General features: G+C 37.8%; 11 protein-coding genes (1 of these 11 only partly in view). 5 read left to right on the top strand and 6 right to left on the bottom strand.

Features of this window, described 5'->3' with window-relative positions:
- Window positions 1-922, top strand: partial view of a PfkB family carbohydrate kinase gene (locus tag C8N28_RS09315; RefSeq protein ID WP_132224158.1) — the 3' portion only. The gene continues 74 nt to the left of window position 1, outside the view; the window shows 922 of its 996 coding nt (coding positions 75-996); the start codon falls outside the window, past its left edge; it ends in the stop codon at window positions 920-922.
- A gap of 21 nt (window positions 923-943) precedes the next feature.
- Window positions 944-1,597: a beta/alpha barrel domain-containing protein gene (locus C8N28_RS09310; protein WP_132224156.1), complete on the top strand. Its 654-nt coding sequence runs from the start codon at window positions 944-946 to the stop codon at window positions 1,595-1,597.
- A 77-nt stretch (window positions 1,598-1,674) separates the two neighbouring features.
- On the opposite strand, the gene uxaC is transcribed toward C8N28_RS09310, so the two are convergent.
- The 6 genes from uxaC to C8N28_RS09280 form a co-directional block, all read right to left on the bottom strand.
- Window positions 1,675-3,075 (bottom strand): glucuronate isomerase, encoded by a 1,401-nt coding sequence (uxaC, locus tag C8N28_RS09305; RefSeq protein WP_132224154.1) that lies wholly within the window; start codon window positions 3,073-3,075, stop codon window positions 1,675-1,677.
- Window positions 3,075-4,256, bottom strand: coding sequence for a mannonate dehydratase (uxuA, locus tag C8N28_RS09300; RefSeq protein WP_132224151.1), 1,182 nt, complete (start codon window positions 4,254-4,256; stop codon window positions 3,075-3,077). Before uxuA ends, uxaC begins: the two co-directional genes overlap by 1 nt.
- Before the next feature lie 14 nt (window positions 4,257-4,270).
- Window positions 4,271-5,083, bottom strand: a complete 813-nt coding sequence (locus C8N28_RS09295; RefSeq protein WP_132224149.1) for an SDR family oxidoreductase — start codon at window positions 5,081-5,083, stop codon at window positions 4,271-4,273.
- A 23-nt stretch (window positions 5,084-5,106) separates the two neighbouring features.
- A complete protein-coding gene (locus tag C8N28_RS09290; protein WP_132224147.1) occupies window positions 5,107-6,393 on the bottom strand; it encodes an MFS transporter in 1,287 nt (428 codons plus the stop codon).
- A 33-nt stretch (window positions 6,394-6,426) separates the two neighbouring features.
- Window positions 6,427-7,608 carry a Gfo/Idh/MocA family protein gene (locus C8N28_RS09285; RefSeq protein WP_132224145.1) on the bottom strand — a complete coding sequence of 394 codons (1,182 nt, stop codon included), beginning with the start codon at window positions 7,606-7,608 and terminating at the stop codon, window positions 6,427-6,429.
- Between the two features lie 188 nt (window positions 7,609-7,796).
- Complete coding sequence (locus tag C8N28_RS09280) at window positions 7,797-8,819, bottom strand: LacI family DNA-binding transcriptional regulator (protein WP_132224143.1); 1,023 nt, start codon at window positions 8,817-8,819, stop codon at window positions 7,797-7,799.
- Window positions 8,820-9,127: 308 nt separating this feature from the next.
- Between C8N28_RS09280 and C8N28_RS09275 the strand changes: the two genes are divergently transcribed.
- From C8N28_RS09275 to C8N28_RS09265, 3 genes are read left to right on the top strand one after another with little or no spacing between them, the layout of a single operon-like run.
- The gene (locus C8N28_RS09275) at window positions 9,128-10,138 is read left to right on the top strand and encodes a TIM barrel protein (protein ID WP_132224141.1); all 1,011 of its coding nucleotides are present in this window, start codon (window positions 9,128-9,130) and stop codon (window positions 10,136-10,138) included.
- Between the two features lie 42 nt (window positions 10,139-10,180).
- Window positions 10,181-13,582, top strand: a complete 3,402-nt coding sequence (locus tag C8N28_RS09270; RefSeq protein WP_132224139.1) for a SusC/RagA family TonB-linked outer membrane protein — start codon at window positions 10,181-10,183, stop codon at window positions 13,580-13,582.
- Between the two features lie 34 nt (window positions 13,583-13,616).
- Entirely contained in the window at window positions 13,617-15,413 is a 1,797-nt protein-coding gene (locus C8N28_RS09265; protein WP_132224137.1) for a RagB/SusD family nutrient uptake outer membrane protein, read from the top strand.
- Window positions 15,414-15,473: the final 60 nt, after the last annotated feature.

Here is a 15,473-nt window from a genome sequence, read left to right as displayed (position 1 = left end):
TTCAGATAATTTAATTAACTTATTTCCAGGAGGTTCTGAGGCTAATGTAGCTACATCCTTAGGTCAGTGGAATATTCCTAATTCATATGTAAGCTGTATTCCTGATAATGAATTAACCAGGCAGATACTTAAAAACATATCAAACAAGAATGTTAAGACCGATAAATGCATCCTTAAAGATGGCAGACTAGGCTTATACTTCCTGTTATCTGCTAATGGTTTAACAAAAGGAGAAGTAATTTATGACCGCAGCTATTCATCGTTCTTTAATTTACGTCCGGGTGAAATTGACTGGGATACTCTTTTAGAAGGACATACCTGGTTTCACTGGAGTGCGCTTACTCCGGCATTGAACGCTAATTTAGCAGATGTAATGGAGGAGGCTTTAATTGCTGCAAAGAAAAAAGGGCTAACAATATCTGTGGATTTAAACTATAGGAACCGACTTTGGAACTATGGAAAATCTCCAAATGAAGTAATGCCAAAGCTTGCGCAATACTGCGATGTGATTATGGGAAATATCTGGGCGGCTAATGAAATGCTATCCATCCCTGTTGATAATACATTAAACAGAGCAAGCTCTACAAGAGAAGATTACATACTAGGTGCAAACGAATCGGCAAAATCGCTCTTCAATCACTATCCAAATTGTAAACATATTGCCTACACATTTCGATTTATGGACTCGCCGGTCCACAATTTACTATATGGCACTTATCATACGCCAACTCATGATTACGTATCGGATAGTAATGAAACTTTCAAAGTAATTGATCGAATTGGAAGTGGGGATGCATTTATGGCGGGATTAATTTATGGTCTGAGTACAAATAAACAAGGACAGGAGCTTATTAATATGGCTACATCGGCAGGATTTAAAAAGCTTTTCGTAAAAGGCGATTTTGGAAACGGAGATATCTAACGAACAATTAAAAATTACAAAATGAAATCTATTAAAACAACATTAAATCATATTCAGAATTATCCTATCATCCCTGTTTATTACAACGACGATGTAGATCTATGTATTTCAATTATACAAGCTTGCTATGAGGGAGGAATCAGAGCATTTGAATTTACTAATCGTGGTAAAAAAGCGATTGATAACTTTGCAGCCCTGGTTGATTATAAAAACAAACACCTGCCTGAACTATATTTAGGAATCGGAACGATTAAAACAGTTGAAGAAGCTAAACAGTATATCCAACTAGGAGCAGATTTCATAGTTAGCCCTGTTGTAAATCCAGCAATCGCTGAAATCACACTTAAAAAAGATATTCTATGGATTCCAGGATGTATGACACCAACGGAAGTTTCGGTTGCAGAAAATGCAGGTGCCCCATTAATTAAGCTTTTCCCGGGAAGCATTGTTGGTCCTGACTTTTTAAAGAATATCAAGCCATTATTCCCTTCATTGTTATTTATGCCTACAGGAGGTATTGGATTAGAAAAGGAAAGTTTAGATGCCTGGTTCTCTAAAGGTGCGGTTGCTATTGGATTAGGATCGAATCTTTTTCAAGCTCCGGCCAATTCTTCTACGCCTGATGATTTTCAATGGTTGGTTAAGCGTTGTAAAGAGATTTTCGCTACACTATAATATACATAAACAAAAAAAGCTGAAGGGATCACTCCCTCCAGCTTAATCAATAAACCTAATCAACAAACTAACTTAATCTAAAAATTGAAATACTTTTTGGCGTTATTATAACATATATCCTGAACCATCTTTCCTATAAATTCAATATCTGCTGGCAGTTCCCCGCTTTCTACATCCTGTCCAATTACATCACAAAGTATCCTTCTGAAATATTCATGTCGAGGGTACGATAAAAAGCTACGTGAATCTGTTAACATTCCTACAAAATGACTTAGTAAACCCAGATTGGAAACTGTATTCAATTGATTTATTATTCCAATCTTCTGATCTAAAAACCACCAGGCTGCTCCATATTGCATTTTACCTGCAACAGAACCGTCGTTGAAATTAGCGGCCATGGCTGCAACAACATCATTATCGGCAGAGTTCAAGTTATAAAGAATGGTCTTCGTTAATGAGTCTGTAGTGTCCAACTTATCCAGAAAACGTGATAATTGAACAGCTTGTTTAAAATCTCCAATAGAATCAAGCCCTGCATCCACCCCTATATTTTTCAATAAGCGGCTATTGTTATTTCTCAACGGACCTAAATGAAACTGCTGAACCCAGCCTTTTTCATGATTCCATAAAGCAAAATTATATAACATAGCAGATTTAAATTTCAATTCTTCTGTATGATCAATAATTCCACCATTTAACACCTTTTTGAAAATAGATTCTACCTCTTCTGCTGTGTAGCCTGTAGCATACATGTGCGATAGACCGTGATCTGAAACAGAGCAACCTCTTTCTGCAAAGAAATCATGCCTAGCTTTTAACGCTTCCAAATAATCTGTAAACGTAGCTATTGTGCCAGAACTTAAACTCTCTAATTGTGCAACTGTAGTTCTAAAACTCTCCGCATTGTCAATAGCCATAAAGTTATCTGGCCTGAAAGAAGGAAGTACGCGTACTTCAAATCCATCATCTTTAATCTTCTTATGTGAAGCCAAATCATCAAGAGGATTATCTGTAGTTCCTACTACTTTCACCTTCATTTTCTTCAATAAGCTACGTACTGAGAATTCAGGAGATTGTAATTTTTCTGAACATTCGTCATAAATCTTTCTAGCCGTTTTTGGCGTTAAAAGTTCATGAACATCAAAATAGCGTTGTAATTCAAGATGAGTCCAATGGTATAATGGGTTCCTCATTGTATTTGGAACTGTCTCTGCCCATTTCTCAAACTTCTCATAGTCGCTCTTCTCTCCGGTTATATAAGCTTCAGGAACTCCGTTTGCACGCATCCCTCTCCACTTATAATGGTCGCCATATAGCCAAATTTGAGTAAGGTTCTCGAATTTGCTGTCATTAGCAATTTGATCGGGAGGAACATGACTATGATAATCTATTATAGGCATATCTTTAGCATATTCATGATATAATCTGCTCCCGAATTTATTATTTAGCAGAAAATCTTCATCTAAGAATTTTTTCATTAGTTCGTTTCTAAATTTCTAATAATTCCATATTCAAGTCCTCGTAATTCTGCTAACCCTTTTAATCTGCCAATTGCAGAGTATCCCGGATTTACAACCTTGCCTAAATCATCCAACATTTGATGTCCATGATCTGGCCGTACAGGGATACTAATCTTATTTTTTTGCATACAAAGAACAACCTCTTTAACTACAGCATACATATCTGCGTTTCCATCAAGATGATTATCTTCATAAAAGTCGCCTAGCTCATTTCTTCTTGTGTTGCGTAAATGCAAGAAATAAATCCGATCACCAAACTGTTTTATCATTGCTGGCAAATCATTATCCGGACTTACGCCCAATGAGCCAGTACAGAAACAGATGCCATTATTTTTAGAAGGAACATGGCTTATTATATGTTCATAATCTGAAGTTTTACTTACTACTCTTGGCAAGCCTAAGATTGGATAAGGAGGATCATCTGGGTGAACAACCATCTTTACACCATGCGCTTCTGCTGTCGGAATTATCTGTTCTAAGAAATAAACCAGGTTCGCTCTTAGTTTATCAGCATCTATCCCTTTATAAGTAGCAAGTGCAGATCTGAATTTCTGAATACTATATCCTTCTTCACTTCCAGGCAAACCAGCTATAATCGTTGCTTGCAGCTTATCTTTCTCCGCCTGACTCATGGCTGCAAACTTTTGTGTCGCTCTTTCTACTTCCTCTGAAGTATAATCTAATTGAGCATTCTCTCTTTCTAAAATAAAAAGATCAAAAACAACCAATGCTAACTTTTCAAAGTATAATGCCTTGGCACCATTCTCTAACTCATAAGCTAAATTAGTACGTGTCCAATCTAAAATGGGCATAAAGTTATACGTGATAATATTAACACCACAACTTGCCAGGTTAATTATAGACTGCTTATAGTTTTCTAGTTGTTGAATATAATTACCACTTCTTGTTTTAATATCTTCTGAAACAGGAAGACTTTCAACTACATTCCAAACCATTCCATGAGCTTGAATCTCATCTTTACGCTTTTGTATTTCTTCTATTTCCCAAACTACTCCATTTGGAATATGATGTAAAGCAGTAACAATACCTTCACAACCAGCTTGTCTTATATCACTCAGCTTTACAGGGTCATTCGGTCCAAACCAACGCATGGTTGGAATCATTTTATAATCCATCATTATCTTTTTATGATTTAAACTCCACCAAATACAGCAAAACCTCCATCAACATTAATAATCGTGCCTGTTACAAATTTAGAGTCATCGCTTAATAACCAAATAAGTGCGCCCTCTAATTCGCTTGGAACACCAAACCTCTTAAATGGAGTTTGTTTAATTACTAAGTTTCCTCTATCTGTATAGCTTTTATCTTCATTTGTAAGCAATGTTCTATTCTGCTCCGTAATAAAAAACCCAGGTGCAATAGCATTCATTCTTACTTTATCACCGTAACGATTCGCCAACTCTACAGCAAACCATTTCGTGTATAAATCAATCGCGGCCTTGGCAATACTATAGCCCATCACCTTTGTTATTACTCGTTGCGATGTCATTGAAGAAATATTTACTATAGTTCCATTTCCTGACTTTGCTATTTCTTCTCCAAAAACCTGCGTTGCATTAATAGTACCGAACAAATTCAAATTCATTACTTTACTCATTGATTCTAAATCAATGTTAAATAAATCAGTTTTAGGTTCAATCACTGCTCCAGGCATGTTGCCTCCTGCAGCATTAACCAAAGCATCGATCTTTCCAAACTTATTAAGTATTTGATCTTTTGCTTCCGAAAGGCTATTGATATCCATTACATCTGCAACAACAGCTAAAGCTTTTCCACCATCTGCTTCAATAACAGAGGCTCTTTTTTCTGCAACTTCACGGTTTCTGCCAAGTACAGCGACGGTTCCTCCTCTTGAGTGAATACTATTTACAAAAGATTCGCCTAAAACGCCAGTTCCTCCGGTTACAACAACTACTTTATCCTTTAATGATCCAAATTCCATTCTAATTCAGTTTATTTTAAATCTTATAATTCAATCGGCTTCATACGTCTAGTAAGCAACTGAATAATTGCCCAAGCAAGGAAATAAGCACAACCACAGATTATGAACAATATATTATATCCGGCAGTTATATTCCCTAAGTCTTTATAGTACGCTAAAAGTGTTCCTACAAATATTGGAAATAAGGTTGATGCAATTGATCCTGACATTCCTCCAATACCAACAACTGTACTTACAGCTTTCTTAGGGAACATATCAGATACAATTGTAAAGATGTTTGCACTCCATGCTTGGTGAGCAGCAGTAGCTATACTTATAAGTACTACTACTTCCCATATATTTCCAGCATATTGAACCAAGAAAATTGGGGTTACCGCGATAGCAACTATTAAGAGTGTGGTTTTTCTGGCTTTTAATACAGGCCAGCCCTTTTTTATAAAATGAGATGATAAATAACCACCACCAATACTTCCAAAGGTAGTTGCTGCATATACTACAGCAAGCTGAAGGCTTGGTTTAGTTAAATCTAAAGCAAAGGCATCTGCAAAATAAGAAGGCAACCAGAATAAAAAGAACCACCATATCGGATCTGTTAATACTTTACCAATTACAAATACCCAGGTTTGCTTTAAACGAAGTAACTGACCCCACTTTAACTTAACCGGAGAAGCTTCTTCTCCAGCATCCGCATCACTATGGATGTATTCAAACTCAGGTTGTTTAAGTCGTTTTTGCTTAGAAGGAATTTCGTAAAATATCCACCAAAATATTAGCCATACAAAGCCCAGAGCACCTGTAATCCAGAAAGCTTCATACCAGCCGTATGCACCCAAGATTAATGGTACTATAATAGGTGCAGCTACAGCACCAATACTCGTACCCGAGTTAAATATTCCGGTAGCTAATGCCCGTTCCTTTTTAGGAAACCACTCTGCCACAGCTTTAACACCTGCAGGAAAGTTTCCAGCCTCTGCCAAGCCCAATAATCCTCTGGCGAAACCAAATCCTACTGTGCTTCTTGCAACCGCATGCAACATTGCAGCGATACTCCAAACAGAAACAGAAACAGCATAACCTACTTTCGTTCCTACTTTATCAATAAAAGTACCGAAGAGAACATATCCTAACGCGTACATAGCTGCAAAAACCATGACGATATATCCATAATCAACCTCTGTCCAGTTAAACTCTACTTCCAGAGTGGGTTTTAATAGACCGATAACCTGCCTGTCTATATAGTTAATGGTTGTTGCAAAAAAGAGCAATGCGCAAATTACCCAACGATAATTTCCAACTTTAGTATTTTCCATGGTTCTCTTGGTTTTAATTGTTAAGGTAATAAATTAAAGGGTAGTAATAGCAACTTCGGTACCTTTACGCTCAGCTGAAACATAGCCTGCATAAATTGTTGCTATAACATCTGCAGCTAAACTGCTATTGCTCTCTATAGGCGTCCCAAATGCTGCAGACCGATAAAAGGCATCCATTTCGTGTTGGTATCCATTAAACCATCCTTCATCAGGGGATAGCGAGGACCAACCTTGTTTAGTTTCTGTTTTCTCAACTACATAAACATCGTTGAAATACTTTTCATCAGGTGTATACGACTGCATTGCATCATTGGGACCAATATTGCAGATGGTACGGTGATTGTTTGCATGTATTTCCAATCTATTTCTTACACCGCCCAATACCAATTCACTGGCAAATAAATCAGCAATAGTTCCATCTTCAAAAACAATATGAACTACAGCTACATCTTCAATATCTTTATAAGTTGTTTGTAAATGACCTTCATTTATATAAGTAGGCATTCTGGTTATTGCATGCGTGCGTGAAGAGATAGTTTTTGGTCTGATAGGTTCGCCAGTACGTGCTCTGCCTTCCACATGCTTTAGGTAAATAGCAGCAGTAATAGGATGACAGCCCTTTCCGATCATAGAACCTCCTCCAGAAAGTTTCCATTGCCCGTATGCTAATGAATGCGAACCCGAATGAGATTGTTCTCCTTGTATCCATAAAACTTGAGCGCCTGTCTTTTCTAAAACTTCTCTCTCTTTTTGTATAGCCGGCGCATATACCCAGTTTTCTGCATACATTATGCGGCCTTTACTTTCTTTCTCGGCTTCCAGCATTCTTCTAAGGCTCTCAATAGTATACTCTAGGCCTTTTTCACGAGGAAAAGTATCACCATTAAAGTCTTCAGATCCGTCTCCAAAATAACCTGTAAACGGCTTTTCAACTATTACGTTCTTATTTTTCTTTAAAGCTGCAATTACTATTGGCTCATGAGTAAGCGGAGGAGTACAAACATGAAGCACATCGCTGTCATTTATTAACTCATCCAAATCTGCATAGGCATTCAAACCTCTCAAGCTCGTAAATTCATTTAACTCTTCTTGAGCAACCGAATAAACACCTATCACTTCAACCTTCGTGCTAAAAACACGCTGAAGCGCCTCATAATGAAACCTTGCAGCAAAGCCAGAACCGATTATCCCAGTCTTTATTAAACTTTTATTCATCGTTTAAGTTATTTGTTCTAAAAATTATATATTTTCTACTCGCTCTTGCGAGATCGTTTTAATTGGCAACTGCAATCATTTAGCACAGCTTGCAAACGATTGCAGTTACATAGTTAGATATAAAAATTAGTATATCAAAAAAAAAGTTGAAATATTTTTTAAAGCTTAATAAGCAGGCTTCGATTGAATCAAACCTTCAGGCTCGATTCTCGCTTTATTAACTCAATAGAGGTAGTTAAAGAGATATAACTCTTATTATTTTCAGTAGATTGTATTAGGTCCATAATTAACTTGGCCGCCCCATCTCCCATTAAATGAGGAAATTGCTCAACGGATGTAATTTTTGGCCTCGATATTTCGACCCTATTGTCATTGGAATAACCAGACACCTTCAAATCACCAGGAACTGAAATATTATTCTTTCCAGCATATTCTATAACAGTCAAAGCTGCTGTATCGTTACACGCAAAAACAGCATCTGGAACAACTTCATTTTTAAACAACTCATCACAACTAGCAAGTGTGTTTTCTCTATTAAGCTCATGAAAGAAAACCAGATCTTCATTATACTGAACACCAAATTCATTTAATGCTTCCTTATAACCACTTAGCCTATGTTGATAAATGCTACAGCTTAAAGGTCCGCTTATATGTGCGATGACCCTACAACCTTGTTCCAATAAATGCTTAGTAACCTGATAACCACCATTAAACTCATCGCCGACAATCTTATGGCAAGCCTTATCTTTTGGCACACGGTCATAAAAAACCACAGGAATACCTCCCAAAGAAGATCTATCAAAAACCGAATAGTCTTTAGTATATAAGGTAGACGATACAATTAATCCTTCTACTTGTATAGCCAACAAAAGATCAACCAACTTTTTCTCCAATTCAGGAGATTCGTTTGATTGACAGATCATTACATTATAACCATAAGTATGAAGTCTGTTTTGTATTGCTGTAATTACTGCCGATTGGAAAGGCATGGATATCCGCGGAACAATTAATCCAATTGTTTTCGACTTGCTACTCCTTAAAGCTGCCGCCAAGGCATTATATCTATAACCCAGCTTTTCAGCAGCAGCCCTTACCTTAACCTTTGTTTCTTCACTAATATGCGGATGGTCACTTAATGCTCTAGATATAGAGGAAACAGACATACCTACTTCTGAAGCTATATCTTTAATTGTTACAGGCTGGTCTTTCATAATTATGTGCAATCGTTTCCAAAAATATGATATATATTGAAAATAACACTCAATTGTAAACTTTTTTTAAAATCACAATCAAATAAAAATCGCAGTTAATTATGAAGTAAAGGCAATGTTACTTCATAATTAACTACTAATCAGACAGTATCAACAAATACTCGGTCAAATCAGCCGAATACAATAAATTTATAATTTTACTGTAACAAAATTTTGATTTAATAATTTTTTTACATAACTATGTATCTGCAAACGATTGCAGATCAATAATAAACTAAATAAATAACCTTAAATAACCTTATTAAATTATGAAAACCCAACATCTATCCAGACGTAAATTCCTGGGCACCACTACACTTGCGGTGGCGGGACTTGCGGTAGCTTCCAAATCAACCTTTGGAGCTCCAGCCTATATTAAAAACTTAGGCAAGCCAAATTCATTATTTAACGGCGTTCAAATTGGATGTAATACTTATTCTTTTAGAAGTATGCCGTTACATGCTGATACCGTTCTTCAATATTGCATAGATTCTAATCTTAGTGCTATCGAAATGAAAGGCGATGAAGCGGAAGATTTTGGAGGAGCACCAAAAGCACCTGCTCGTCCGCGAATGGCAGCACCTGCCCCAGGGCAACCTCGTCCACCAGCTGACCCTGAATACTTAGCAGCTGTAGAAGAATACTCTAAAAAAATAGCCGAATGGCGTGCAAATGTTCCTATGGAAAAATTCGAGCAAATAAGAAAAATGTACAACGATGCCGGAGTATCCATATATGCTTATAAACCAAATGCTTTAGGTCCAAATAATACCGATGCTGAAATTGACTATACTTTCCGTGCAGCTAAAGCTTTAGGCGCTAACCAGGTTACTGTAGAATTTCCTTCAAATACAGCTCATTCAAAAAAACTAGGAGATTTTGGAGCTAAATACAAAATATATGTAGGCTATCATGGTCATTTACAGCAAACGTTTGATATGTGGGATGCTTCTTTCATCCAATCTGCTTACAATGCTGCCAACTTTGATATGGGACATTATGTAGCTGCAGGATTTGATCCGATTGAATTTATTAATGGAAGACATTCTCACATTGTAAGCATGCACGTAAAAGACAGAAAATCAAAAGAAAATGGAGGTGCTAACTTACCATGGGGTGAAGGAGATACTCCTATTATAGAAGTACTTCAACTAATGGCTAAAAATCAATATTCATTCCCTGCCTCTATCGAATTAGAATATCAGATTCCTGATGGTTCTGATGCTGTGAAGGAAGTAGCAAAATGTGTGGAATATTGCAGAAAAGCATTAGGAGCTTAATATTAAGTTAATAGTCAATTTTTTAAACCCTAAAAATAAGTTATGAATCTTAATTTACAAAAACCTATTAACTGGAACAAAGTAATGAGAATTACGGCAGGCCAGGTATTAGCTGTACTTGTTTTGGGAAGCACTTCATTTGCATCAAGCAATAGCGTGTTGAGCCCAATGGTAAGTTTGGCAGCTAATAATTCCAGCCTGGTTCAGGCTGCGGTATCAGGAACAGTTACAGATGCAGCCGGAGAAACTTTACCAGGCGTAAGCGTAGTGGTAAAAGGAACTACGAACGGCACACTGACCGATGCGAATGGCCGCTATACATTAAATGCTCCGGCTAATGCTACATTAGTCTTTACCTACATTGGGTATATTACTCAAGAGGTTGGTGCTAACAACCGTGCGATGGTTAATGTGACACTTGCTGAGGCAGTAACCAGCTTAAACGAAGTAGTTGTAACCGGTTATACCACAGAACAGAAGAAAGATATCATCGGGGCGGTATCGATCGTAAATGCTGAAGATCTAAATGCAACTCCAACAGGTAATATTACCAGTCAGTTGCAAGGACGTTCTGCAGGTGTTACAGTCAGTGCAGACGGTAGCTTAGATGGAGGTGCCAAAGTTCGTATCCGTGGTTTCGGATCTTTCTCAGGATCAGAGCCTTTATATGTAATTGATGGTGTTCCTGTTGGTGGAGGCCGTAGAGGAGGTACTTCTTCTGCAGTTGATAATCTAAACCCGAACGATATTGAATCGATGCAGGTATTGAAAGATGCTGCTGCTGCTTCTATTTACGGTGCTCGTGCTGCCAATGGTGTGGTAATTATCACAACCAAAAAAGGTCAGGCAGGTACTCCAAAAATAACAGCTGAGGCTTATTATGGTACCAGCTATGTAAGCAAAAACGATTTCCCAGACCTTTTGAATGCACAAGAAATGGGAGAACTGTATTGGAAACAATTAGATGGGGCTTATGCATCAACAGGCAATCCTGCTTATCTTCCAGGAGGGGCCAGCTATAAACATGACCAATATGGTTCTGGCGCTACCCCTGTTATTCCTGAGTATATTTTAGCCTATAATAATGGTGCAAAATTAGGTGGTGCTGCTTTAGAAGCATTACGTATAAGTGATCCTGCTACATTTGCCAGAATCACCGACCCTGCAAATTATAATTTCGCTAAAAGTGGGTTAAATCAAATCGTTAAATCTGCTGATACAGACTGGTTTGATGAAATCTACAATCCAGCTGCAGCAACTAATATTCAGTTAGGTGCACGTGGCGGCACGCAAACAGGCAATTATGCTTTGAGTTTGAATTACATGAAACGTGATAACACATCTGCCAAAACCAACAGTTTTGAACGATACTCACTTCGTGCAAACTCTACCTTCAATGTTCGTAAGAACATCCGTTTGGGAGAAAACATTCAAGTTTCCTATGGAGAAATGAACGGTGATGGAAATCCAGGTGGTGCAGGGCCTCAAACTGCGTGGGTAATGTCTCCTTTAATCCCGGTTTATGATATTATGGGCAATCCGGCAAGTTCGGCAGCACCAGGTTTAGTAAATACAAATGCTCCAGGCAGAAACCAGGTAACAGAATCATGGCGCAATCGTTTTGATAAAATGACCAACTATGGTATTTTCGGAAACGTATTTGGAGAGGTAGATATCATTAAAGGATTAACAGCACGTACTTCATTTGGTGTAAACTATACATCCAGAAATGAAAAGGACATGACCCCTATCACACTGGAGCATGCTGAAAATACAACCTTAAATCAACTTAACAACCAAAAGAATTTCTTTAATCAATGGACCTGGACTAACACATTGAACTATGGTAAAACCTTTGGGGAGAATCATGATTTCAAATTCTTATTAGGTACTGAATCAATTAGAAGTTATGGAGAAAACCTATCTGCAACTCGTACCAATATATCATTGGCGTTAGAAGATGATCCGAACTTCCAGGTAATTGACGCGGCTACAGGTGCACAAACCAACTCAGGTTCTTTCTCTCGTAGTAACTTATATTCTTTATTTACCAGACTTGATTATGCTTACGCTGGCAAATACTTGTTCAATGCAACAGTTCGTCGTGATGAATCATCTAAGTTCTCGAAAGCTAACCGTGTAGGTTATTTCCCTGCAGCTGCGATTGGTTGGAGAATTTCAGCTGAACCGTTTATGCAAGGCCTTACCTTCCTGAACGACTTGAAACTTCGTGCAAGTTATGGTATCATCGGTAACGAAAGCGGTTTACCAGATGAAAACCAGTACAATGTATATGTATCTAATAATGGACAAGGTTATCCTGGCATGCCTGATAGTTATACCTTAAATAGTGTTGCAAACCCTACTGCTAAATGGGAAGAAAACACAACGACCAACATTGGTTTAGATGCAACGATGTTTGACAACTCGGTAAACTTCAGCATTGAGGTATATAACAAACAAACCAAGGATTTATTAGTTAGAAATGAAGCTCCTGTAACAGGCACCAATGCCACTCAACCATACCTAAATGCAGGTGATATGACCAATAAAGGGATCGATATCAGCTTAAGCAAACGTGGTGATATTGTAGAAGGTTTTGGTTATGATTTAGCTGCTACTTTCTCGAAGTACAAAAATGAAGTAACCCGTGTATTAGATAACCCATTGGCTACAATCGTTGGTTCTGGAACTCGTTTAAATGGAAGTCCTAGTTTAACCCGTGTAGGTGATCCGATTGCTTCTTTCTACGGTTATAAACTAGATGGTTTCTTTAATACGCAAGCAGAAGTAGATGCGTTTAATGCTACTTACAATCCAGATGGAACAACAACTCCTTGGATTCCTGCTGAGGTTGGAAACTGGAGACTTACAGACATCAATGGTGATAAGGTAATCAATGCAGAAGACCGTACCATTATCGGTTCCCCACACCCTGATTTCCAAATGAGTTTTAACGCTGGGTTAAACTACAAGAACTTTGACTTCAGTGCATTCTTTTTCTGGAATAAAGGTGGTCAGATCTTTAACCTAAGTCGTTTCAATTCAGATTTCAATACTTTCCAATTTAACAGAAGTGCCCGCATGCTTTACGAATCATGGACTCCTGAATTGGGAAACAATGCAAAACTACCTAAACTCAATGTACTCGATTCTTATTCAAACAGTAACGTTACAGATTATTACTTAGAGTCTGCTACCTATTTACGTTTGAAAACTCTTCAATTGGGCTATACCATACCAAACAATTTGATCAGCAAAGCTGGTCTTGATAAAGTACGTGTATACGTTCAGGCACAGAACCTGTTTACTGCTAAAAGCGAAAATACAACTGTGTTAGATCCGGATGCATCATTAAACGGAGGAGATACTTCTATGGGTGTAATCAATAATACATTACCTACTCCTAAGCAGATTTTATTCGGTATCAGCGTTGGGTTTTAATAATAATTAAGAAATAATATTTAACAACATAAATATGAAAAAGATTCATTCAGTAATATTTACATTGATTGTATGTGTTACGTTGTTTTCCTGTAAGGACGACTTCATAGAACAGCAACCCATCGGCTCATTTCCGGAAAGTATTATATCAACGCCTGATGGAATTAAAAAGGCCTTAACAGGTGCTTATGCCCCTTTAAATGGTGCATCAAATTTAGCAACCGGCCCTGGTCAATTCCTTTTTGGTAGTATCCGTGGTGGTGAAGCAAATAGAGGATCTGGCAACGGTGTTCAACCTCAAATGTCAGAGATCCAAAGATTCTCTGTAAACTCAAGTAATAGTTCCGTACTTATATTCATTACCCATTTCTCAGATGCTATTGCACGTACTAATATGGTTCTAAAAAACCTGCCATTAGTGGAAGGATTAGCCGATGCTGATAAAACACAAGTAGAAGCAGAAGCCCGATTCTTACGTGCACATTATCATTTTATGATGAAACGTGTATTTAAGAATATTCCATGGCTAGATGAAGCAAGCGTAGACGATCCACGTGTTCCTAACACCGATGAGTCAGGCAATTTTGTTGACGTTTGGCCAAATATTGCTGCTGATTTTAAATTCGCAGCAGAAAACCTTCCTCCAACACAATCTATTGCCGGAAGACCTAATAGCTGGGCTGCTAAAGCTCTTTTAGCTAAAACGTACCTATACATGGGTAATGAAGGTGACGATGCAAATTACACCCTGGCTAAAACTCTCTTTGATGATGTAATTACCAATGGCGTTACCTATAAAGGTGAAAAATATGCACTTGCTGCAAACTACCATGACAATTTCAATAGTCAAAAAGAAAACGGCCCGGAATCTGTATATTCAGTTCAGCATGAAGTAAATGATGGTAGTGAGAATAACAGAGCCAATGCCAGTATGGATATTCTATACATAGGTTCTCAAAATCCGAGTGGCCCAGCAATGGGTAGAGGATATGCTTACTTTAATCCATCACAATGGTTTGTAAACCATTTCCGTGTAGATGCTACCGGACTTCCAATCTTTGATGATGCAGCTCGTAATGCAGCCTTTATTAAAAATGATGATGGAATCGAATCTTCAGCAGCTTTTACTCCCGATGCAGGATTGGTAGATCCAAGATTAGACTGGAGCGTTGGCCGCCGTGGTATTCCTTTCTTAGATTATGGAAATATGCCAGGAAAAGCCTGGATTCGTGATCAAGCTTATGCGGGACCTTATATCAGCAAAAAATTCTTTACGCTTAAATCAAGAGACGGTATAGATACTGCTCCGGGAAGATCTGAGAATAATCTAAACATTGCTATTATTCGTTTTGCTGATGTTTTATTAATGGCAGCAGAAGTAGATGCCCGTTTAGGTAATACTGAACAAGCAAGGATTTACGTAAACCAAATTCGTAATCGGATGGCTACTAACACAACAAACCCTGAAAACTGGGTTCTGAATGCTGATGGTACACCTGCGGCAAATTATAAAATAGCGTTATATCCAGTTGGGTCACCTCAATTTGCTAGTCCGGCAAAAGCGTTAGAAGCTATCTTCTTTGAACGTACATTAGAATTAGGATTAGAAGGTCACCGTGGATACGATGCAATACGTTTCGGAGCTGAAGATGGCACAACTGACACGAAAGAATTAAACGGTTACCTTACCTATGAATCAACTCTTAGGGGATTCGTATCAGGAGCTACTTATTCTCGTGACCCAGATGCATTGATACCTCTTTCACAAAAAGCAATCGAGAACAGTTTCAAAGATGGTAAACTTACTTTGACACAGAATCCTGGTTATTAATTATCTTTACCTTAGTGATAAGTTAGTAGAATAAAAATACTAACTTATCACTAATTAAAT

It is taken from the genome of Albibacterium bauzanense (genome assembly GCF_004339765.1).
GTDB lineage: Bacteria > Bacteroidota > Bacteroidia > Sphingobacteriales > Sphingobacteriaceae > Albibacterium > Albibacterium bauzanense.
This window is presented reverse-complemented; position numbering and strand designations above follow the sequence as displayed.

What these genes read in the sequence shown, in the direction of transcription:
- uxuA (WP_132224151.1), bottom strand. Translation starts at nt 4,256, where the DNA reads ATGATGGATTATAAAATGATTCCAACCATGCGTTGGTTTGGACCGAAT.
- C8N28_RS09290 (WP_132224147.1), bottom strand. Translation starts at nt 6,393, where the DNA reads ATGGAAAATACTAAAGTTGGAAATTATCGTTGGGTAATTTGCGCATTG.
- uxaC (WP_132224154.1), bottom strand. Translation starts at nt 3,075, where the DNA reads ATGAAAAAATTCTTAGATGAAGATTTTCTGCTAAATAATAAATTCGGG.
- C8N28_RS09265 (WP_132224137.1), top strand. Translation starts at nt 13,617, where the DNA reads ATGAAAAAGATTCATTCAGTAATATTTACATTGATTGTATGTGTTACG.
- C8N28_RS09285 (WP_132224145.1), bottom strand. Translation starts at nt 7,608, where the DNA reads ATGAATAAAAGTTTAATAAAGACTGGGATAATCGGTTCTGGCTTTGCT.
- C8N28_RS09310 (WP_132224156.1), top strand. Translation starts at nt 944, where the DNA reads ATGAAATCTATTAAAACAACATTAAATCATATTCAGAATTATCCTATC.
- C8N28_RS09270 (WP_132224139.1), top strand. Translation starts at nt 10,181, where the DNA reads ATGAATCTTAATTTACAAAAACCTATTAACTGGAACAAAGTAATGAGA.
- C8N28_RS09295 (WP_132224149.1), bottom strand. Translation starts at nt 5,083, where the DNA reads ATGGAATTTGGATCATTAAAGGATAAAGTAGTTGTTGTAACCGGAGGA.
- C8N28_RS09280 (WP_132224143.1), bottom strand. Translation starts at nt 8,819, where the DNA reads ATGAAAGACCAGCCTGTAACAATTAAAGATATAGCTTCAGAAGTAGGT.
- C8N28_RS09275 (WP_132224141.1), top strand. Translation starts at nt 9,128, where the DNA reads ATGAAAACCCAACATCTATCCAGACGTAAATTCCTGGGCACCACTACA.